Origin of the sequence: Flavobacterium beibuense F44-8 (assembly GCF_000769915.1) — a bacterium.
Taxonomy (GTDB): Bacteria; Bacteroidota; Bacteroidia; order Flavobacteriales; family Flavobacteriaceae; genus Flavobacterium; species Flavobacterium beibuense.
This window is the reverse complement of record NZ_JRLV01000013.1, coordinates 1-22,829: the sequence shown is the minus strand read 5'-3', so window position 1 is coordinate 22,829 and position 22,829 is coordinate 1. Positions and strand designations below refer to the sequence as shown.

The following is a 22,829-nucleotide window of genomic DNA, read 5'->3' as shown; positions in this document are numbered from 1 at the left end:
TTACCGTTACATAGTACATCTACCTGAGATGGTGTACCTGTAAGCAGTTCCGGTTCGTCGATTATAAATTCATGAGTTAAACTACAACCATTAGCATCGGTAATATCAACAGTGTAAGTACCTGCTGTAAGTCCTGTAATAGTACTTGTTATCTCTCCGTTACTCCAGTCGTATGAGTAAGGGGTAACACCACCTTCAACAATAACAGTTGCTTCCCCTGTATTATTACCATTACAAAGCACATCTGTTTGAGTTGCAGTAAGTAGTAACGCATCCGGTTGATCAATTATAAATTCATATGATAAGGTACAGTTATTAAAGTCGGTAACTAAAACATCATAAGTACCTGCTGTAAGTCCTGTAGCAGTAGCAGTTGTTTGTCCGTCACTCCATAAATATGAATAAGGAGTAGTACCACCGGTTACATCTATAGTAGCGCTACCGGTAGCAGCGCCATTACAAAGAATGTCTGTTTGAGCAGTTGCAGGACCTACAGCTAATGCAGGAGGCTCACTAATGTTGAAGTTTTGTATCAAAATACATCCGTTATCATCGGTTACCGTTACATAGTAGGTACCGGCAGTAAGTCCGGAAATAGCATCAGTAGTTGCTCCGGTATTCCATTCGTAAGTATAAGGCTGAACCCCTCCGTTAATAACGACAGAAGCAGCTCCTGTAGCATTACCATTACAAACGATATTATTTTGTGAAGGAATTGATGTTAAAGCAGCCGGTTCCTGAATATCAAATTCATAATTAAGAATACATCCATTAGCATCGGTTACTTCAACAGTATAAATATTTGCAGCAAGACCCACTGCTGTTAGAGTTTCCTGTCCATCACTCCATAAATAGGTGTAAGGAGCTACTCCACCTTCAACTACTATGGTTGCATTACCCGAAGTACCACCATTACAAAGTACATCACTTTTAGTTGTATTTGGAGTTACTACTAAAGGATCTGGTTGTTCAATAAAGATTGATTGTGTTAAAGTACAACCATTAGCGTCGTTTACAAAAACAGAATGAGCTCCTGAAGTAAGTCCGGTTGCTGTAGAGGTAGCCTGACCATTATCCCATAAATAAGAATAAGGAGGGATACCTCCGGTTACAGTGATAGTTGCTTCACCTGTTGCAGCACCATTACATAAAACATCTATCTGTGTTGTAGTTGCAAAAAGCGGATCAGGTTGTTGTATATCAAAAGATCTTGTAAGTTTACACCCGTTAGTATCTGTAACCTCAACAGTATAAATACCTGCTGTAAGTCCTGTTATAGCAGCAGTATCTTCACCATTACTCCACTCATATGTATAAGGAGCAACACCACCTGAAACAGTTATTGATGCTACACCTGTGTCATCACCATTACACGCAATGTCGCTTTTAGCTGTGGTAGCTGTAAGTGCATTTGGCTGACTAATAAAGAATGACTGTGAAATTGTACATCCGTTAGCATCGATTATACCTACAGAATAGTTTCCGGATGTAAGTCCACTAATAGTAGCTGTGGTTTCACCGTTACTCCATAAGTAATTGTAAGGCAATTTTCCTCCTGATACCGTAGCAGTAGCAGAACCTGTAGCATTACCATTACATAGAATATTAGTTTGAGTAGGGTTTACCGAAAGTACTGCCGGCTCATCAATAGTATATAGCTGAGTCAATGTACAACCGTTAGCGTCGGTAACAATTACAGAATAGTTACCGGCAACAAGGTTAGCTATATTGTCTGTAATTTCACCTGTATCCCACAAATAAGAATATGGTCCCACACCACCTGTTATGGTAAGGGAAGCTGCACCTGTGTTATCACCATTACATAATATATCAACTTGGCTAGGAGTAGATTCTAAAGCATCTGGTTCCTGTATTTCAATAGTAAGCGATTTAGTGCAGTTATTGTTGTCTTTAACTTCCACAGTATATGTTCCTGCCAATAAGTTTGTAATAGTGGCAGATTCTTCTCCGTTATTCCAAAGGTAAGTATAAGGAGTTGCACCACCTGTTACTATAACAGAGGCTACACCTGTATCATTACCGTTACACTGAACATCAGTATGAGTTTCATTAACAACCAGTGCCGGAGATTCGTTAATGGTAACCGAAGCATTTGTTGTACATCCGTTAGCATCTTCAATATCTACAGTATAAATACCGGCTGTTAGGTTTGAAATGGTAGCTGTAGTTTCAGTAGTATTCCATAAATAAGTATATGGGGCTGCACCACCTGTTACAGCAACTGAAGCCGAACCCGAAGCATCTCCGTTACAAACAATATCAACACCTGTAGGAGTTGCTGTTAGTGCAGGAAGTTCGGTTATTGTAAAGTTTTCAGTTAATGTACAACTGTTTGCATCGGTAACAGTAACAGAGTAAGCCCCTGCTGTTAATCCTGTAGCAGTCGCAGTTGTCTGTCCGTCACTCCAAAGGTAAGTGTAAGCACCAGTACCACCAGTTACTGATACTGTAGCCTCACCAGTAGCGGTGCCGTTACATAAAATATTTACCTGAGACGGAGTTATAGCAAGAGCCGTAGGCTCAGTAATAGTAACATCAACAATTGTAGCACAACCTACAGCATCTGTAACAGTTACTGTATAATCTCCGGCAGCAAGGCCTGTAGCTGTAGCGGTTGTTTGTCCGTCACTCCAAAGATAAGTATAAGGAGTTATACCTCCTGTAACATCTATAGTTGCAGCACCATCGGTATTACCGTTACACGAAACATTAGTTTGTGAACTTATAGTACCCGTTGTTCCGGTAACTGTTACTGTAAATGTAGCAGTAGAAGTGTTTAATGAAGAATCTGTAGCCGTATAAGTTACAGTACTAACACCCGCGTTAAAAGTTGTTCCGCTGGCATCACCTGATCCTGTTCCTGTTGTAGCACCTGTTATATCATAAGTAAGTGTTATAGGATCAGTACAATCATCAATGGCAACAATTCTAATTCCGTTTACTACTGTGGTACAGGCAGCTGTTGTACTGTTTACAACAACATTTGCAGGTGGTATTAAACTTGGTGCACCCACATGCAGTACAGCAACAGCAGCATATGAATTGTTTGGGTCAAAGCTGTTAAAAGCATAACATCCTGCTGCCCAGTCGCTGGATTGCGTGATGTAGTAAGACCCCTCTGCCGTTGGTGCGGTAAATGAAGTGGAAATGTTTCCTGTACCTTCCTCATGACAGTCGGTAAACACGTTATTCATACCTACAAAGTGTTGTGTAGGACAGGTTGGACATGCTCCGCCGGTGTTATACACCATTGAATAATCATAAGAAAAAGTAACGGTTGCGCCCGAGGTCACAAAAGCTTCATTTGTACCGGTACCGTTAAGATTGACGTTTGTGTAGGTAGACGTTCTTCCTCGTTGAGAAATACTCGTTGAGCCCGAAGCTACGCCCGAATAAGGGGCCTGAGTATCACCCGGGCATTGCCCAAAGGAATATACACAACTCATCAATCCTAATAAAAGTAGTAATTTTTTCATGGACTAAAAATTATATTATAGGATGATTTTGACGGGCTAAATATACAGTATTTTTGAAATCTCTGAATAAACTTGTTAACTTTATTTAATAAGTTATTTTGTATTAAAACAAATATTAGTTATTACTTAAATATTAAGTTAAAATTTAATTTAAGTTGCTTAGCGGTTAAAAATAAAATTAACTGCTTCTTTCTTTTAAAACTTTTTCAATATCATTAAAATTTAAATATTTAGCTTTAAGAAGGATTAAAAAATGATATAATAAATCAGCTGCTTCATTTTTAAATAATTCCTCATTATTATCCTTGGCTTCAATAACCAATTCTACGGCTTCTTCACCTACTTTTTGTGCTACTTTATTGATTCCTCTTTTAAATAGTGTATTGGTGTAGGAAGTATCGGAATCCGACTCTATTCTTTCTGAAATTATCTCCTCAAGCTGGTAGAGGAAGCCTTTACTGTTTGGTTCTCCAAAGCAGGTTGTAGATCCGGTATGACAGGTAGCTCCTACTGGTTTTGCCTGTATCAAAATGGTGTCATTATCACAATCCAGACTTATAGACACTACGTTTAAGTAATTGCCTGATGTTTCACCTTTTGTCCATAATTTATTTCGGCTTCGGCTGTAAAAAGTCACTCTCTTTTCAAGCTGAGTTTTGGTAAAAGCCTCTTCGTTCATATAACCCAGCATAAGTACCTGCAGGGTTGTTGCATTTTGTATTATAGCCGGTATAAGTCCGTTTGTTTTATTAAAATCAGGTTTCATCTTACGGGTATATTATTTTGTTGTAAATAGTTTTTAAGTTGGCTGATATTTATCTCGTTGTAATGGAAAATACTTGCAGCCAGTGCTGCAGTGGCTTTAGTTTCACTAAATACAGTGGTAAAGTGTTCCATACTGCCTGCACCGCCTGAGGCTATCACAGGGATGTTTACGTTATTGCCTACAAGGTTAAGGGCATCAGTAGCAAAACCGTTTTTGGTGCCGTCATTATTCATGGAGGTAAGCAGTATTTCTCCTGCTCCCAGCTGCTCCCCATATTTTGCCCAACTGACAAGTTCTATACCTGTAGCGGCTTTACCTCCGTTAATGAATACTTCCCAATTGCCGTTTACCTTTTTTGCATCAATAGCCAGTACTACAGCCTGACTGCCACAGTTTTTGGCTATCTGGTTTATCAGTTTAGGGTTTTTAACTGCCGATGAGTTTACACTAACCTTATCAGCCCCACGGCTTATAAGATATTCGGCATCATCAGGTGTGTTTATGCCACCACCTACAGTAAAGGGGATATTGATCTCTTTGGCGATTTCGGTAACTAGGCTTGCCAGTGTTTTTCTTTTTTCCAGCGTGGCGGTAATATCAAGAAAAACAAGCTCATCTGCACCTTCCAGTGCATAGCGGGAGGCCAGTTCTACCGGGTTACCGGCATCTCTTAACCCTTCAAAATTAATTCCTTTTACAACCCTGCCGTCTTTAATGTCGAGGCAGGGGATTATTCTTTTCTTTAGCATAGTTTACTTAATTCTTTAAGTTCAATTTTTCCCTCATACAGTGCCTTGCCAATAATAGCTCCTTCACATCCTATAGCTTTCATATCAAGTACATCCTGAATATTGGTAATGCCTCCGCTTGCTATCAGGTTGATGTTTGCCGAACCGATAATCTCTTTATACAGATTTGTTGAAGGTCCCTGTAGCATTCCGTCTTTAGCTATGTCGGTACAAATAACTGCTTTGATTCCTTTTTCTTGATAACCTTGTATGAACTCCAGTACGTCGGTATCGCTTTCCTGTAGCCAGCCATTTACAGCTATTTTACGGTTGTTACAGTCGGCCCCCAGTATAATTTTATCTGGGCCATATTGTGAAAGCCATTCGGTTACTTTTTCCGGATTTTTTACAGCAATACTACCGGCAGTGATTTGTGAAGCACCATATTCAAAGGCTTTCTGTATATCAGTGTCCGATTTCACGCCTCCACCAAAATCAATAATAAGATTGGTTTGTGTGGCAATACTCTCCAGTACTTTATGGTTGACAATACTGCCCGATTTAGCTCCGTCTAAATCAACCAGGTGCAGGTATTTAATTCCGGCATCTTCAAAGGAACGGGCAACCTCTACCGGATTTTCATTATATGTTTTTTGGGTAGCATAGTCACCTTTAGTGAGGCGTACGCATTTACCGTTAATAATATCTATGGCAGGGATAATTCTCATAAGCTTAAAAAGTTTTTTAGTAGTTGTTCTCCGGCCTTGCCCGATTTCTCAGGGTGAAACTGAACCGCATAAAAATTATCTTTTTGCAGCGCAGCACTATAGGGCAGGATATAATCACACTGAGCAGCCGAAAGGGGAGATTCCTCTGCATAATAGCTGTGTACAAAGTAGAAATGTTCCTCTTCACTAATACCTGAAAACAGTTCTCCTTTACAGTTGTTCAGAGTATTCCAGCCCATATGAGGCACAATATCTAGAGGAGGGAATCTTTTCACGTTTACATCAAAAATGCCCAGTCCTTTTGTGTTACTTTCTTGGGTGTAATTGCACATAAGCTGTAGCCCAAGGCATATCCCTAAAACAGGCTGTTTGAGTCCTTTTATTGCCAAGTCGAGTCCGTTTGCCTGTAGGTGCTGCATGGCTGTTGCAGCTTCACCTACACCGGGAAAGATAACCTTATCAGCTTTTTTAATATCTTCAATATCGTTGGTAACGATGCAGTCATAACCCAGCCTTCGAACAGCATTTTCAACCGACTGGGTATTACCCGCATTGTATTTTATAATCACTATCATAACACTCCTTTTGTACTGGGTATAGTATAATTATCTGTTTGTTTTATAGCCATTTTTATAGCTTTTGCAAAAGCCTTGAAAATCGCTTCTATTTTGTGGTGTTCGTTATCGCCTTCGGCTTTTATATTCAGGTTACATTTTGCAGTATCACTAAACGATTTAAAAAAGTGAAGGAACATTTCGGTAGGCATTTTGCCCACTTTTTCACGATTGAAATTAGCGTCCCAAACTAACCATGGTCTTCCGCCAAAATCAATGGCTACCTGAGCAAGGCAGTCATCCATAGGGAGCAGGAAACCATAACGTTCAATTCCCTTTTTGCTGCCCAGTGCTTTTAGGAAAGCTTCGCCCAATGCCAGCGCAGTATCTTCAATAGTGTGGTGTTCGTCTATATATAAATCGCCCTTAACTTTAATATCTAAATCTACTCCGCCGTGGCGTGCCAACTGATCCAGCATGTGATTAAAAAAGCCCAGTCCGGTATCAATATTGCTTTTACCCGAACCGTCTAAGTTAAGTGCTATTACTATATTGGTTTCACTGGTTTTTCGGTTAACGATGGCTGTTCTGGGTTTTGCTTTCAGGTATTGGTATATAATATCCCAACTTTGGGTTACAAGATTAGCCCTGTCGCATTCCTCACCAATGAAAATCGACTTACACCCCATATTTTCTGCCAGTTGTACATCGGTCAGCCTGTCGCCAATAACATAGGAGTTTACTAAATCATAATCACCTTTTATATAGTGTGTAAGCATGGCCGTTCCCGGTTTTCGGGTAGGCAGGTTATCTTTAGGGAAGCTTTTATCAATAAGAACCTCACTAAACCTGATTCCCTCATTTTGAAATGCCTTAATGATTTTGTTTTGTGCAGGCCAAAAAGTATCTTCAGGGAAAGAAGCAGTTCCCAATCCGTCCTGATTAGTAACCATAACCAATTCGTAATCCAGTTCGCGGGCAATTTTTGAAAGCCCCTGAAATACTCCCGGATAAAACTCCAGTTTTTCCAAGCTGTCCAACTGATAATCTACAGGAGGCTCTATTACCAATGTACCGTCGCGGTCTATAAATAATACTTTTTTCATGCTGTAATATTTTGTAAAGCGTTTAGTAAGGCTTTATTTTCCTGTGGCGTGCCTATAGATATCCTAATACAGTTTTTTACCTCCTTGTTTCGGTTACGTATAATAATTCCCTGCTGTATAAGGTTTTTGTATACAGAATTAGCATCGCTAACCTCTACCAGTAAAAAATTAGCCTGTGAAGGATATACTTTCCTTACAATTGGGATTTGGGACAGGGCTTCACTCAGTTTTAGGCGTTCTTCCAGCAGTAGTTTTTTCTGTTCCTCATAATTATCGGTGTTCTCTAATGCGTAAATAGCTGCCGTATAGTTCAGTTTACTGATGTTATAAGGAGGTTTTACCTTATTGAAAAGACTAATAATAAAAGGTGATGCATAGGCTATGCCCACACGCGCTGCCGCAAGCCCCCAGGCTTTACTCAGGGTTTGTAATACAATCAGGTTAGAATACTGCTCCAGTTTGTTTACCAGTGTGGTGGAGCAGAAGTCGGCATAGGCTTCATCTACAACCACAATACCTTTAAAGTTTTGTATAATGAATTCGGCTGCATCAAGGCAGTTTCCTGTTGGGTTATTAGGCGAACAGATAAAAACCAGTTTGAGGTTTTCGTCTTCCAATGCCAATAATACTTTGTTTATATCAACTTGGAAATTATTATCTAGAGGGACTTTAATAAGCTCAGTATTATTTATAGCTGCCGATACCTCATACATACCATAGGTAGGGGTGAAGGTAAGTGCCTTGTCTTTTCCCGGTTCGCAAAATATCCTGAAACAAAGGTCGATAGCCTCGTCGCTTCCGTTGCCTGTAAATATGTTTTGTGTAGCTACACCTTTAATAACCGAAAGCTTTTGCTTTAACGCTTTCTGTAAAGGATCAGGATAACGGTTTAGCTCGCCAAACGGATTCTCGTTAGCGTCAAGGAATATTCCTTCGCTACCTGTAAATTCTTCCCTTGCCGAAGAGTAAGCCTGAAGTGCCAGTATATTAGGACGTACTATTTTTTCTATACTATTCATTACTAATGTCTTTTAATCGTATGCTTACCGCATTTTTGTGAGCTTCCAGTTGTTCGGCAGCAGCCATAACCTCTATCGCCGGACCGATATTTTGCAGCCCTTCACGGGTTATTTTCTGGAAGGTTATCTTTTTGATGAAACTGTCTACCGATACTCCGCTATAACTTGTAGCATATCCGTTTGTAGGCAAGGTGTGATTGGTACCACTGGCATAATCTCCTGCACTTTCACAACTGTAATTACCCAGAAAAACCGATCCGGCATTGGTAACATCATCTATATAATTTTCAGCATTATCACTTGCTATTATAAGGTGCTCCGGTGCATACAGGTTACTAAATGCTATACATTCTGCCAAGTCAGAAAGTAATATGGCTTTACTGTTGTTAAGTGCCTTTAAAGTTATTTCCTTTCGGGGTAAAGTGTTTACCTGTTTTGTGAGTGCTTTTGCTGTTTTACTGATGATTTCTTTATTATCACTAAGCAATACTACCTGACTATCGGGACCGTGTTCTGCCTGAGAAAGCAGGTCGGCTGCCACATATTCAGGATTAGCTGTACTGTCGGCAATAACTAAAAGTTCACTTGGTCCGGCAGGTAAATCGATAGCTACACCGTAGCTTAATGCAGTTTGTTTGGCAGCAGTTACATACTGATTCCCCGGACCGAATATCTTATAGGTTTTCGGGATGGTTTCGGTGCCTAATGTCATTGCCCCAATTGCCTGTATACCACCTATACGATATATTTTTGTAATTCCGGTAAGTTGGGCTGCATATAGTATAGCACTGTTTACATTACCCTTTTTATTGGGTGGAGTGCAAAGTACAATCTCTTTACAGCCTGCAATTTTTGCAGGTATAGCAAGCATTAAAACAGTTGAGAAAAGAGGTGCTGATCCGCCGGGGATGTAAATCCCTACCTTATCAATAGCTCTGTTTTCCCTCCAGCAGCTTACACCAGGTGTGGTTTCTACACTTTTTTTCTGTTCTTTTTGAATAGCGTGGAAAGCCTCTATGTTGGCCTTAGCTAATTGTATTGCCTCTTTCAGTTCGGTCGATATCTTTGCAGCACCTTTGGTTATTTCATCTTCGTTTAACTGAAGGTTTTCGGGGATTACACCGTCAAAGAAGCCGGTATATTTCTTTACGGCATCATCACCTTTTTTGCTTATTTCATCAAAAATCTGACAGGTAAGACTCTCAAGGTCGGCAACAGGGAGTTGTGGTCTTTGGCACAAAGCCTCCCATGTATTTTTCTCGGGGTATAAAACAGTTTGTATCATAGCTTAAAGAATCATTTTTTCAACATTAACAATAAGGATACCTTCTGCGCCAAGGGTTTTAAGGCGGTCTATATTATCCCAAAATTCATCTTCACGTATTACCGAGTGTATACTGCTCCATCCTTCTTCCTTGAGCGGAAGTACAGTAGGGCTTTTCATGCCGGGTAATACCTGTGCTATTTGTTGTACCGAATTGTTTGGGGCATTAAGGAGTATGTATTTGTTTTCGGCAGCATTTATAACCGACTGTATCCTGAAAAGTAATTGGTTTAAAATGTCTTCTTTTTCAGCATTTAGTGAAGTATTGCTAATAAGTACGGCTTCACTTTTTGTAACGGTTTCCACTTCTTTAAGTCCGTTCATTAATAGAGTGCTCCCCGTACTTACAATGTCAAAAATACCATCGGCAAGACCTATTCCCGGAGCAATTTCCACACTACCGCTAATCGTTTCTATCTCTGCAGAGATGTTATTTTCTTCAAAAAACTGCTGGAGGATAAAAGGGTAGCTGGTTGCTATCTTTTTATTGTTGAAATAAGATACTCCGTTGTATTGGGCTTCTTTTGGTAGAGCCAGTGAAAGCCTACAGTTGGCAAACCCCAGTTTTTTAACTACAGTTATATTTTTGTTTTGTTCCCAAACCTCGTTTTCGCCCAGTATGCCTACATCGGCAACGCCCTGTTCTACATATTGCGGAATATCGTCGTCCCTAAGAAAAAGTACCTCAATAGGGAAGTTTTGTGAAGAAGCTTTAAGTGTTCGCTCTCCGTTTAGCAGCCTTATGCCGCATTTGTTTAGCAGTTGCAGCGATTTTTCGCTGAGCCTTCCGTTTTTCTGAACGGCTATTTTTAATTTACTCATTGTTTTTAAAATGATGCCTGAGTAAAAACAGAAGGGGAGAGCTCAATTAAATAAAAAACCCGTCTGATTTTTACTCAAACGGGTTTAGAAAATATTTTAGGTTACTACAATATCATTTCCTCCTCGCATTTGAGCCAGTTTGAAAATGATGATGATGTAGTTGATTAAAAACCATAATAAAATTTTGTTTTTTTGTACTTCGCAAATATAGAAATAAATTCAATTAAAAATCGGAGGTTATAATTTTTTTGAATTTTTTAGGGTTAAATCATGATGTTTTAATTTTAAGTACGCCTAACAGCCCCAGCTCTTTAATAGATATTTAGCGCATTTCTACCTTACTTACTTTCCTGTAATGGTTACAGAGAAATCAGTTGTAAATTTCCAGGCTTTTGACAAAGGTAGTGGTCTGATTGTAAAATTCGCTGTATGAGTTGCGGTAGTTTTGTTCAATGCATACCAGAGCATCGTTGTTAGGGAAACGTTTTACTTTTTCCTTTAAATTTTGCCGTATAGTTTGTACCAGTAATGGAATGGTTGGTGGTCCCGAAACATACAAGATCTTAATGTAATCTGTCAAAATAATTCTTTTAAGTTGTATATGTATTTATGCTTATAGCTTTTATTGTATAACGACATCGTTGTAGTGATTTATTTTAGTTAAAATATAGTTTTTTGGCATTGTTTTTGGATTAAACCGAAGAGTAATTTATTATTTGGCTTTAAAGGAGTTAATGTAAATTTAATGTTAACAATGTTAGCGAAAACGAGTGAAAACTGCGGGATGTTAAGATGTGTTAATATTTAATGCCAAACTGCTTGCCAGTATAATCTTGTTTATGTAATTTTGGTGCCCATGAAAAATATGCTAACCAGATTTTTTCTAATGCTTTTTGTAGTCCTGCTAGGGGGACAGGGCGTTTTAAACGCTCATCCTTATCAGGGACACAATGGCTATGCATTGGATAAAAATGTTGAATCGTTAGCATTACAGTTTGATTTTGGATTTAATCAGGATTATGACGCTTCTTACTTAAAGTCAATTCCGTTTAGGACTCAAACTGAAAAACAAAACGAAAAATTTATTGTTACCGATAACGAAGGCGACGATGAAGAACTGGTTTCCTACAAAAAATATCTGGAAATCAACAATTACTTTACTACTGCACTTTATGCCCAAACTTTAGGGTACTCTCACAGATACGTAAAAGAAAGTCTGCCATATTATAGCAGACCCCTTTCATATTTCTCATCTTACAGGAAATATATTGTTTTTCGAGTAATCAGACTTTGATTCTCAACCCATTGTTCAGGTAGATAACTTCTTGTTTGCCTGATTTTTCGCATTTAAACATTATGTGTATTCACGCGGCTTAGGGCCAAAAGAATATATACCGTGTATTTTTTTATACACGAACTCTACCAGAAAAAAGAATATCAAGAAAATCGTATTGTTTTAAAAAAGCAAAATTTATTATGAAGAGAGTACTCATGCTCGTGAGTTTGTGTGCATTATTGTGCCATACAAGCTGCAAAACAGACAAAGAAGAGAAGGAAGTTGAAACTAAATTCCTTGTTACTAACCCTGTAAAAATGGACACCATCATTACCGATGAATATGTGTGCCAGATACACTCGATACAACATATCGAACTTAGGGCTCAGGAAAGAGGTTACCTTGAAAAGATTTATGTAGATGAAGGCCAGTCTGTTAAAAAAGGTCAGCTACTATTCCAAATTATGCCTAAACTCTATGAGGCAGAAATGCAAAAGGCAAAAGCAGAGGCTAATTTTGCTGAAATTGAATACCAGAATACAAAAAGACTTGCAGACAGCAATGTAGTAGCTCCAAATGAGCTTGCTATGGCTAAAGCGAAATATGACAAAGCTAAGGCTGAGCTTGCTTTAGCAGAAGTTCATCTTGGATTTACCGAAATCAGAGCGCCTTTTGACGGTATTATTGACCGTTTCCATGTAAGACAAGGTAGTCTTGTGGATGAAGGAGATTTGTTAACTAATCTTTCTGATAACAGTAAAATGTGGGTGTACTATAACGTACCTGAGGCAGAATATCTTGATTATAAAGAATCTGCTAAAGAAGGTGGTAAAGCTAAAGTAGGCCTGTTAATGGCTAACAATAAGTTATTCAACCAAGAAGGTATTGTAGAAACCATTGAGGCCGATTTTGATAACGAAACCGGTAACATACCTTTCAGGGCTACATTCCCTAATCCAAACGGATTATTAAGACATGGTGAAACCGGTAGTATTCAAATGAAAATACCGTTCCAAAACGCCATGATCATTCCGCAGAAAGCAACTTTTGAGGTGCTTGAAAAGAAATATGTTTATGTATTGGATAAAGATAATAAGATAAAATCAAGAGAGATTAAAATAGCGGCGGAGCTGCCACACATCTTTATTATCGAATCAGGCTTATCAGAAAGTGATAAGATCCTTCTGGAAGGTATCCGTCTTGTTAAAGAAAACGAGGAAATAGAATACAAACTGGAAGACCCTAAACATGTTATATCTCATTTGGAGCTATATGCAGAATAATGGAATAACTTAAAAAAAGATCAAATGTTTAATAAATTCATACATAGGCCTGTATTTGCGATAGTAATATCTATTATTATTGTGTTTGTAGGTTCGTTGGCAATCAAACAGTTGCCAATATCGCAATTTCCCCAGATTGCGCCAACTACCGTAAATGTTTTTATAGCTTATCCCGGGGCCAGTGCAGACGTATTAGTAAAATCGACCCTGATTACCTTAGAGAACTCTATTAATGGTGTTCAGGACATGCGTTATATGGCTACGGATGCAACCAGTGCGGGTGAAGCTACACTAAGGATTATTTTTGAACCGGGTACCGATCCTAACCAGGCGGTTATCAGGGTAAAAACGAGGGTTGACCAGGTTATGCCCCTCTTACCCGAACTGGTTCAGCGTGAAGGGGTTGTAATTACCCCAATCCAGCCGAGTATGTTGATGTACGTTAACCTGTATGCAACCGGCAAAAACATGGACGAAAAGTTCCTGTACAACTATGCTAACGTAAAAATGATCCCTGAAATTAACAGGATTAAGGGTGTGGCAAGATCTCAAATATTAGGTAGTAGAACCTATGCAATGCGTGTTTGGTTAAACCCAGACCGTATGAGAGCTTACCATGTATCTGTTGATGAGGTGATGGACGCAATGGCCGAACAGAGTATTGTAGGTCGTCCGGGTCGTATCGGGCAAAGTTCGGGTATCGAAGCCCAGTCGTTAGAATATGTATTAACCTATAAGGGTAGGTACAGTGAACCATCTGAATACGAAAATATTATTGTTCGTGCTAATGCAGATGGTGAGCGTATTCGCCTGGGTGATATAGGTAAGGTAGAGTTAGGAAGTGAATTCTTCGATATTTACTCTAACCTTGACGGACACCCATCGGCTTCCATAGTATTAAAACAAAACTATGGTAGTAACGCGAGTGATGTGATTGAAGCAGTAAAAGCTAAGCTTGAGGAGATGAAGGAAACTTTCCCTCCGGGCATGGATTATAAAATTAGTTATGACGTTTCCCAATTCCTTGATGCCTCTATTGAGCAGGTTATCCATACGCTAAGGGATGCCTTTATTCTTGTGGCAATTGTAGTGTTTGTTTTCCTTGGCGACTGGAGATCTACGCTTATACCTATACTTGCGGTACCGGTGTCGCTCGTAGGGGCATTCTTTGTAATACAGTTCTTCGGGTTATCTATTAACCTTGTGACACTGTTTGCACTTGTACTTGCAATTGGTATTGTGGTGGATGACGCCATTGTGGTGGTGGAGGCCGTCCACGCCAAGTTTGACGAGTTCCCTAACATAACGCCATACCAGGCAGTAAAAAGGGTATTAGGTGAAATTAGTGGTGCGATTATAGCGATTACTGCGGTAATGGTATCGGTATTCTTACCAATATCATTCATGACAGGTCCTGTAGGTACCTTCTATAGGCAGTTCTCTATTACCATGGCGAGTTCTATTGTAATTTCGGCAATTATTGCACTTACCCTTACGCCGGTATTATGTGCTATGCTGTTAAAAAATCACCATGCACACCATTCTAAACCAAATGTATTTACAAAAGCATTAGATGGCTTTAACCGTGGTTTTGATAAACTTACAGGTAAATATGTAGCTATATTAAAAAGGATAGTTAGCAGAAGGTTACTTACATTCTTAATATTAGGAGCTTTCTGTGCGGGTATTTATTTTGAGAGCCAGGTACTTCCTGCAGGTTTCATACCAAGTGAAGACCAGGGTACTATATATGCTATTATACAAACGCCTCCGGGATCTACGCTGGAAACAACAAACCAGGTATCACAAAAATTACAGAAAATTTGTGAGGAAGTAGACGGAGTAGAGTCGGTATCATCACTTGCAGGTTATGAGATTATGACAGAAGGTAGGGGTTCTAACGCCGGTACCTGTCTTATTAACCTTAAAACATGGCATGAAAGGGAACACTCTGTTACCGAGATCATGGAAGAGCTTGAAGAAAAATCAAAAGGTTTAGGAGCAACAATTGAGTTCTTCGAACCGCCGGCCATCCCCGGATTTGGTTCATCAGGTGGTTTCTCAATGCGTTTGTTAGATAAAAATACCACTACTGATTATCAGGATTTCGATAAGATTAATAAAAAATTCCTTGAGGATTTAGGTAAACGTAAAGAGCTTACAGGTTTATTTACCTTCTTTGCGGCAAACTACCCTCAGTATGAACTTGAAATAGATAATGACTTAGCCATGCAGAAAGGAGTTTCTGTTGGTAAAGCAATGGAGAACCTTGACATCCTTATTGGTAGTACCTACGAACAGGGTTTCATTAAGTTTGGCCGTTTCTTTAAAGTATATGTTCAGTCAGATCCTAAATTCAGAAGATTACCGTCTGATGTATTGAACCTTTTCGTTAAAAACGATCATGGTGAAATGGTACCTTATTCGGCCTTCATGAAGCTTAAAAAGACTCAGGGACCTAATGAGATTACACGTTACAACATGTACAACTCGGCAGCTATCAGGGGGCTTCCTGCAGCAGGTTATACTACAGCAGATGCTATTCAGGCTATTCGTGAAGTAGCTAAAGAATCCCTTCCTAAAGGTTATGACATTGCATGGGAAGGTCTGTCTTATGATGAGGCCAGCAGAGGTAATGAGTCGCTATACATCTTCCTTATTGTACTTGCATTCGTATACTTTGTACTTGCAGCACAGTATGAAAGCTTTATTATACCGCTTGCCGTAATATTCTCACTGCCTGTGGGTGTATTCGGTTCGTTTATGCTCCTTAAATTAATGGGACTTCAAAACGATATTTACGCGCAAATTGGTCTTATCATGCTCGTGGGGCTACTCGGTAAGAACGCCGTACTTATTGTGGAGTTTGCTGTCCTCAAGCACAGTCAGGGCTCTACGATACTTGAGGCTGCTATTGAAGGGGCTAAGGTACGTTTCCGTCCTATCCTTATGACATCGTTTGCCTTCATTGCCGGGTTAATTCCGTTGATTATTGCAACAGGTGCCGGTGCGATAGGTAACAGAACCATTGGTGCATCTGCAATGGGTGGTATGTTATTCGGTACTATTTTCGGTGTAATTATAGTTCCGGGACTGTACTACATTTTCGGTTCCCTTGCTGACGGAAGAAAACTGATTAAGGATGAAGATGAAAGCTCATTATCTGATGAGTTTGTACATCAAATAGATAATTTTGATAATACTGATGAAAATGAGTAAGATGTTTAGGAAATATAAATATGTATATGTAGTAGCAGGATGCCTTGCACTAACATTTACAGGATGTAAAACACCTTCTTTAGTTCAGCGTGAAGCAAATACAGAAACACCTGTGAGTTTTAACGACTCGCAGGATACTACAAACATAGCTCAGCTTAAGTGGAAAGAGTATTTTACAGATCCGTATCTGGATACCCTGATTGATGTTGCATTACAAAACAATCAGGAGCTTAATATCACTATGCAGGAAATACAAATTTCCAGAAATGAGATAAAAGCCAGAAAAGGGGAGTATCTTCCGTTTGTAGGAGTTAAAGGTGGTGCCGGAATTGAAAAAGTAGGCAGGTATACCAGTCAGGGGGCTAACGATGCCAATACCGAAATAAAACCGGGTAAAGAATTCCCCGAACCGCTTCCTGATTATATGATTGGGGCTTATGCCAACTGGGAAATAGATATTTGGAACAAACTTCACAATGCCAAAAAATCAGCAATCAGCAATTATCTTGCTACTGTAGAAGGTAAAAACTTTATGGTTACTAATCTGATTGCCGAAATAGCTAACTCATACTATGAGCTTTTAGCGTTAGACAATCAGTTGGCACTTGTAAACCAAAATATCGATATACAAAGCAATGCACTTAACATTGTGAAGCTTCAAAAAGAATCAGCACGTGTTACAGAGCTTGCCGTAAAACGATTTGAAGCACAGTTATTACATACAAAAAGTATACAGTTTGATTTAAAGCAGCAAATTGTTGAAACCGAAAACAGGATTAACTTCCTTGTAGGTAGGTTCCCTCAGCCTGTAGCCAGAGATCATCAAAACTTTATCAATTTAGTGCCTGAAACCATTTATGCCGGTATTCCGTCACAACTGCTTGAAAACCGTCCTGATGTTAAACAGGCTGAATTCGAGTTAGCAGCAGCAAAACTGGATGTTAAGGTTGCTAAAGCCAGGTTTTATCCTTCACTGGGTATATCAGCAGGTATAGGATTCCAGGCATTTGACCCGGCATATTTGGTTAAGACTCCAGAGTCGCTATTGTATTCCCTTGCGGGTGATATAGCAGCTCCGTTAATTAACAGAAATGCAATTAAGGCTACTTATTACAGTGCAAACTCTAAACAGCTACAGGCCGTTTTCAATTACGAGAAAACGATACTTAATGCTTACATAGAAGTAGCTAATGAGCTTTCTAACATCAATAACCTTAAGGAAAGTTATGACCTTAAGTCTAAAGAAGTAGATGCTTTAACGCAGTCAATTAATATCTCTAATGACCTGTTCACATCGGCAAGAGCCGATTATATGGAGGTGTTAATGACGCAGCGTGACGCGCTTGAATCTAAATTTGACCTTATAGAAACCAAAAAAGCACAAATGAATGCTATGGTGAATATCTATAAGGCTTTAGGTGGCGGATGGAAGTAAATTTCTGGTGTTTATATATTGTTTTTCCTTTGTAAGAAGGTCGCGACTATTTATCGTGAGTGCCTCCGGTGCAATTTGTGCCGGAGGTTTTTTTATGCTTTTTTCTGAAAATTATTGTGGAATAAATAGCTTTTGGTATATTTGACTATAAGTGAATCAGCAATTAATTATGAAAAATAAAATTACAGGATTATCAAAAAAACTGTTTAAAACAGGTGTTGTTTTGTCGGCTGTTTTGGGTATGGGTTTTCAAAATGCTATTTCCCAAACAAAACCGGAAACAGTAAGGCGTATAGAAGTAGACCTGAACAAAACACAGGGAAAATTAAACAAATTTTTTAATGAATGTGTAGGTGCCGGGCGTGCAAACGAAGGGCTTAGAGCCGACTGGCAACAACAACTTGCTTTAGCACAACAGGACTGTGGCTTTAGGTACATTCGTATGCATGGATTACTGGTAGACGACATGGCTGTTTACAAAGAAGATAAAAACGGTAATCCGCAATACAATTATCAATACATAGATCCACTATTTGATTATTTACTGAGCATTAATATTAAGCCTTTTGTAGAACTGGGCTTTATGCCTTCACCTTTAGCCAGTGGTGATAAAACTATTTTTTGGTGGAGGGGTAATGTTACTCCGCCTAAAGACTATGATAAATGGGAGGGGTTAATAACTAACCTAGTGCAACATTTTACCGAAAGGTATGGAGAGGAAGAAGTGAAAAGCTGGTACTTTGAAGTATGGAATGAACCTAACCTTGATGGTTTTTGGGCAGGTACTCAGGAAGAGTATTTTAAACTTTACCAGTATACTGTAAAAGCGGTTAAAGGTGTAAATAAAGAATATAAAGTAGGAGGTCCTGCTACGGCAGGAGCAGAGTGGGTGCCTGAAATGATTGACTTCTGTTATAAAAACAATGTTGCGATTGACTTTGTAACGACCCATTCCTATGGTGTGAAACAAGGGTTTCTGGACGAGTTTGGTAATGGGGGTACGGTGTTGAATAAAGACGAAAAGGCGGTTAGTGGTGATGTTATAAACTCCAGAAATCAGATTGAATCGTCTAAAATTCCGGGACTGGAACTACATTATACTGAGTGGAGTTCGTCATACACTCCGGCCGATCCAATACACGATAGTTACCATCAGGCAGCTTATGTACTGGAAAAACTAAAGCAGGTTGGTAATACGGTAAACTCAATGTCGTATTGGGTATTTACCGATATTTTTGAAGAAGCCGGTCCGCGTTTTACTCCCTTTCACGGCGGTTTTGGGTTACAAACTATCCAAGGAATTAAAAAACCTGTGTACTATTCGTATTCATTTTTAAATAAACTGGGTGATATAGAGTTGGTAAACAACGATAAGCACTCATGGGCATGTAAAGCCGATAATGGTGACTTCCAGTTACTGGCGTGGGATTTTACTAATACACATCCTGGGGATTCTATTAATAATCAGGTGTACTATATAAAAGACTTACCTGCTAAAGCAAAAGGTAAACTTGATATTGCCGTATCCGGACTGGAAAAAGGAAAATACAGTCTTGAAGTAAGCCAAACAGGCTACAGGGTTAATGATGCTTATACTGATTATTATGATTTAGGGAGACCATCACAATTAAACAGGGGGCAGGTTACTCAACTTAATAAAAACAATAATGGTTCACCAATTTACAGGGAAGAAGTTAAAATAGGGAAGGACGGTAATTTTACCAAGCAACTTGATTTAAGGGAAAATGATGTATTCCTCATAACATTGAGAAAGATATAATATAAAATAAAAAAGCAGCCTTAAAGGCTGCTTTTTTTGTACGTTGAAGTTGACGCTTTTAAAAGAATGCAAAACGTAGCTTAATACCATAAGCTATTAAACGTACATCTTTAGAGTAAGATGAATTGATAACTGAATTAAACTGTAAGTCTACCGGCATTTCATTTGACGGGTAGTTTATCATGTTTTCGTCTTTGTTATCAGCAATTGAGTTAAAGCTGTAGTCAACAAAAACACCTATGTAGCATGAAGATCTTTCGCCAATGTATTGCTTAACACCGGTTTCAAGCGTACCAGACCATGCAATTTTAGTGTCAAGGTCCTGTTTCCCGGCATTAACCTGATAAAACGAACCGAATCCCATAAAGGTAGGTCCAAATAGTTCGGCATTGTATTGTGGGTAATAACCACTTGTTGTTAATGCATCCATTTTGGTTTCATAGCGACCTTTCATTGCAAAGCCTGCTTTTACTCCTGCAGATACATAAAAATCAGTAATACCGTCACCGGTTTCAAACTGTACAGTTAATGGTACGTTTACATATTCAAGCTTCTGACTTTCATTATATGATCTTGTTGTGTATCTGAATTCAAAAGGATCATTTTCAAAATCAGTAGTGTTATAGCTACCTGTAAGATAGTCAAAACTTGCTGTTGAATTATAAGTTTGATATTCGGCACCAAGACCTATGCTCCAGTTTTCATTTAGGTAAAAAGCATATTTTAATCCTAATTGTACTCCGTCGCCATGATCTACCTTACCCTGATCCAGGTCATAATATATGGATGAGAATACACCGCCGGCATATATAGAAAATTCGCTTTTTTCCTCCTGTGCATTTGCTTTTCCAAGCCCCATGAGAAGCAAGGCTGCCATTACCGATTTGGCTGAAAGCTGTGTGAATTTATTTTTGTTCATAATATTATTTTTAATGGTATAAATCCTGCCGCCGTAGCGGCAGAATTATTTTATTTACTGTACAAGAACTTTGAAAGTTTTACTGTTGTTTGGCGTTTTAAGTACTACAATATAAGTAGCAGCCTGTAACGGCAATTGCAGTTGTGTTATTCTTGAAGACGACTGTACCTCTGTTATAAGGGCACCGTTAAGGTTGTAAACAGCGATAGTCATGTTTTCAAGTTCACTTTCAGGGAAATCAGCCTCAACAGTAACCAGTTGTCCGTATGTTACAGGGTTAGGATATAGCCTTGCACCACTTGCATGTTGTAACTGTATTTGTCCTAAACATGTTTGTAGTACGTCACCATCAATAGTGGTTACTTTAACCATATATTCGGCTGTTGGATCTAGTGTGTCAGACTGGTTATTACCTTCAGAGAAGTATTGACCGGTACCTACAAGAACACCGTTTTTATACCATTCGTAATCAGTAAACTCATAACCACCATTGTTTTGTGAGTTGTTGTTTACTAACAATACGTTATCAAATTTCTGAACTACTATGTCAGAGAAATCAAATCTTCTTTCAACAACTATAGTATATGTTTCAACAGATGTACCATCCTGAGATGTAACAGTTACAACATAAGAGTAAATACCCGGTTGTGGAGTTTGGATAGTAAATGTATGTCCCGGGTTTACGGTTGCACCTACTTCTGTTACGATAGTTACTTCTACAGAGTCAGAATCATCACCACAGTCAATTAAGTGATAAATTTCGCTTGGAGGAGTATTGTAAGTCTCATCACCCACTGTCATACCGAAGATAGAAGCATCACTACTTTCTATTACAAGAACCTGAGAAACAGTTGCAGCCGGTAGGTAATTATCATTACCATCCTGATGTGCTGTAATTGTAATTTGTCCTGATGTAAGCATGTCTACCCATCCTTCAGATGAAACATCAGCAGCTGGGTCTGGTGAAGTATAAGTATATGTGTAGTATACTTCTAAACCTGAACTTGCAGTAGCATCCAGTTGGAAATCAGGATCAGCTTCAAGGTTTTTAACAGGAAGCGCATCAAAAGTAATTGTTTGAGGAGCCTGATCTATAGTAATTGTAGCTGTAAGCACAATTGATTCACAGTTAAATGCTTCCGGTTGCGGATTAACAGTGGCTGTTACAGTATAAGCACCGGCATTTATAGCACCATTGTCTAAACCTGTATCAGGAGAAGTACTGTATGAAACAGTAGCACCTGCAGGTAAGTTATTAACCTCTATTGTATGAACAGTTCCGTCGTAAGTAAATGTTTCGTTATCAAATGTTACAGCATTAAGAGGAGACTCTTCAACTGTTATATTTTGAGTTTGAGTGGTAGTGTTTCCATTACCATCGTCATATGTCCATGTTATTACATATGTACCTACTTCTGTATAATCTAACGAATCTGTAGTAGTAGCGATAAGTAAACCGGCACAGTTATCTGTAGCAGTTGGAACCGGAATTTCATCACTCATAACACCACAGTAGTTAACAATGTCTGTAAGTGTAGCTACATCTGCTACAGGAGCAGTAGTATCATCTACTATTACCGTTTGAGTTTGCGTAGTACTATTTCCGTTCCCGTCATCATAAGTCCATGTTATCGTATAGGTACCCTGAGCAGCGTAAGTAAGCGGATCAGTAGTTGTAGCGGTTATTGTTCCTGCGCAGTTATCAGTAGCCGTAGGCGCAGTAATCATACCTGTAGTAACCTCACACTCTACTGTTACTGTTGGAAGAGTAGCCACATCAGTCACCGGAGCAGTAGTATCATCTACTACAACAGACTGAGTTTGCGTAGTAGCATTTCCGTTACCATCATCATAGGTCCATGTTATCGTATAGGTACCCTGAGCAGCGTAAGTAAGCGGATCAGTAGTTGTAGCGGTTATTGTTCCTGTACAGTTATCAGTAGCCGTAGGCGCAGTGATTGTTCCTGAAGTCACCTCACATTGTGCCGTTATAGTTGGAAGTGTAGTCACATCTGCCACAGGCGCAGTAGTATCATCTACTATTACCGTTTGTGTTTGTGTAGTTGTGTTACCGTTACCGTCGTCATAAGTCCATGTTATCGTATAGGTACCCTGAGCAGCGTAAGTAAGCGGATCAGTAGTTGTAGCGGTTATTGTTCCTGTACAGTTATCAGTAGCCGTAGGCGCAGTGATTGTTCCTGAAGTCACCTCACATTGTGCCGTTATAGTTGGAAGTGTAGCCACATCAGCCACCGGAGCAGTAGTATCATCTACTATTACCGTTTGAGTTTGCGTAGTTGTGTTACCGTTACCATCGTTGTAGGTCCATGTTATCGTATAGGTACCCTGAGCGGAGTAAGTAAGCGGATCAGT

General features: G+C 39.2%; 17 protein-coding genes. 5 read left to right on the top strand and 12 right to left on the bottom strand.

The window, feature by feature from the left end; genetic code table 11:
- The 10 genes from Q763_RS11380 to Q763_RS11335 form a co-directional block, all read right to left on the bottom strand.
- Positions 1–3,497, bottom strand: a 3,497-nt coding sequence (locus Q763_RS11380; protein WP_157499418.1) for a SprB repeat-containing protein, incomplete at its 3' end; no start/stop codon positions are given.
- Between the two features lie 178 nt (positions 3,498–3,675).
- A complete protein-coding gene (hisIE, locus tag Q763_RS11375) occupies positions 3,676–4,263 on the bottom strand; it encodes a bifunctional phosphoribosyl-AMP cyclohydrolase/phosphoribosyl-ATP diphosphatase HisIE (RefSeq protein WP_035134344.1) in 588 nt (195 codons plus the stop codon).
- Positions 4,260–5,012, bottom strand: coding sequence for an imidazole glycerol phosphate synthase subunit HisF (gene hisF / locus Q763_RS11370; RefSeq protein WP_035134342.1), 753 nt, complete (start codon positions 5,010–5,012; stop codon positions 4,260–4,262). Before hisF ends, hisIE begins: the two co-directional genes overlap by 4 nt.
- The gene (hisA, locus tag Q763_RS11365; RefSeq protein ID WP_035134340.1) at positions 5,006–5,719 is read right to left on the bottom strand and encodes a 1-(5-phosphoribosyl)-5-[(5-phosphoribosylamino)methylideneamino]imidazole-4-carboxamide isomerase; all 714 of its coding nucleotides are present in this window, start codon (positions 5,717–5,719) and stop codon (positions 5,006–5,008) included. Before hisA ends, hisF begins: the two co-directional genes overlap by 7 nt.
- Complete coding sequence (hisH, locus tag Q763_RS11360) at positions 5,716–6,294, bottom strand: imidazole glycerol phosphate synthase subunit HisH (RefSeq protein WP_035134338.1); 579 nt, start codon at positions 6,292–6,294, stop codon at positions 5,716–5,718. Before hisH ends, hisA begins: the two co-directional genes overlap by 4 nt.
- Entirely contained in the window at positions 6,291–7,379 is a 1,089-nt protein-coding gene (hisB, locus tag Q763_RS11355; protein WP_035134336.1) for a bifunctional histidinol-phosphatase/imidazoleglycerol-phosphate dehydratase HisB, read from the bottom strand. Before hisB ends, hisH begins: the two co-directional genes overlap by 4 nt.
- Positions 7,376–8,398, bottom strand: coding sequence for a histidinol-phosphate transaminase (gene hisC / locus Q763_RS11350; protein WP_035134334.1), 1,023 nt, complete (start codon positions 8,396–8,398; stop codon positions 7,376–7,378). The genes hisB and hisC overlap by 4 nt, the downstream gene beginning before the upstream one ends.
- Complete coding sequence (gene hisD / locus Q763_RS11345) at positions 8,391–9,680, bottom strand: histidinol dehydrogenase (protein WP_035134349.1); 1,290 nt, start codon at positions 9,678–9,680, stop codon at positions 8,391–8,393. Before hisD ends, hisC begins: the two co-directional genes overlap by 8 nt.
- A gap of 6 nt (positions 9,681–9,686) precedes the next feature.
- Positions 9,687–10,544 (bottom strand): ATP phosphoribosyltransferase, encoded by an 858-nt coding sequence (gene hisG, locus Q763_RS11340; RefSeq protein ID WP_035134332.1) that lies wholly within the window; start codon positions 10,542–10,544, stop codon positions 9,687–9,689.
- 370 nt (positions 10,545–10,914) lie between these two features.
- A complete protein-coding gene (locus tag Q763_RS11335; RefSeq protein ID WP_157499416.1) occupies positions 10,915–11,124 on the bottom strand; it encodes a hypothetical protein in 210 nt (69 codons plus the stop codon).
- Between the two features lie 306 nt (positions 11,125–11,430).
- On the opposite strand from Q763_RS11335, the gene Q763_RS11330 reads away from it, so the two are divergent.
- The 5 genes from Q763_RS11330 (at position 11,431) to Q763_RS11310 (ending at position 19,537) form a co-directional block, all read left to right on the top strand.
- Positions 11,431–11,838: a hypothetical protein gene (locus Q763_RS11330; RefSeq protein ID WP_157499415.1), complete on the top strand. Its 408-nt coding sequence runs from the start codon at positions 11,431–11,433 to the stop codon at positions 11,836–11,838.
- Positions 11,839–12,020: 182 nt separating this feature from the next.
- Positions 12,021–13,103, top strand: coding sequence for an efflux RND transporter periplasmic adaptor subunit (locus tag Q763_RS11325; protein WP_035134326.1), 1,083 nt, complete (start codon positions 12,021–12,023; stop codon positions 13,101–13,103).
- A 24-nt stretch (positions 13,104–13,127) separates the two neighbouring features.
- Positions 13,128–16,322 carry an efflux RND transporter permease subunit gene (locus Q763_RS11320; RefSeq protein ID WP_035134325.1) on the top strand — a complete coding sequence of 1,065 codons (3,195 nt, stop codon included), beginning with the start codon at positions 13,128–13,130 and terminating at the stop codon, positions 16,320–16,322.
- The gene (locus Q763_RS11315) at positions 16,315–17,757 is read left to right on the top strand and encodes a TolC family protein (protein ID WP_052123416.1); all 1,443 of its coding nucleotides are present in this window, start codon (positions 16,315–16,317) and stop codon (positions 17,755–17,757) included. Before Q763_RS11320 ends, Q763_RS11315 begins: the two co-directional genes overlap by 8 nt.
- A 169-nt stretch (positions 17,758–17,926) precedes the next feature.
- Entirely contained in the window at positions 17,927–19,537 is a 1,611-nt protein-coding gene (locus tag Q763_RS11310; protein WP_084596060.1) for a GH39 family glycosyl hydrolase, read from the top strand.
- Positions 19,538–19,595: 58 nt separating this feature from the next.
- Here Q763_RS11310 and Q763_RS11305 read toward each other — a convergent pair whose 3' ends face one another.
- Positions 19,596–20,456 carry an outer membrane beta-barrel protein gene (locus Q763_RS11305; protein WP_035134323.1) on the bottom strand — a complete coding sequence of 287 codons (861 nt, stop codon included), beginning with the start codon at positions 20,454–20,456 and terminating at the stop codon, positions 19,596–19,598.
- Between the two features lie 54 nt (positions 20,457–20,510).
- The coding region (locus Q763_RS11300) for a T9SS type A sorting domain-containing protein (RefSeq protein WP_035134322.1) at positions 20,511–22,829 on the bottom strand (2,319 nt) is incomplete at its 5' end.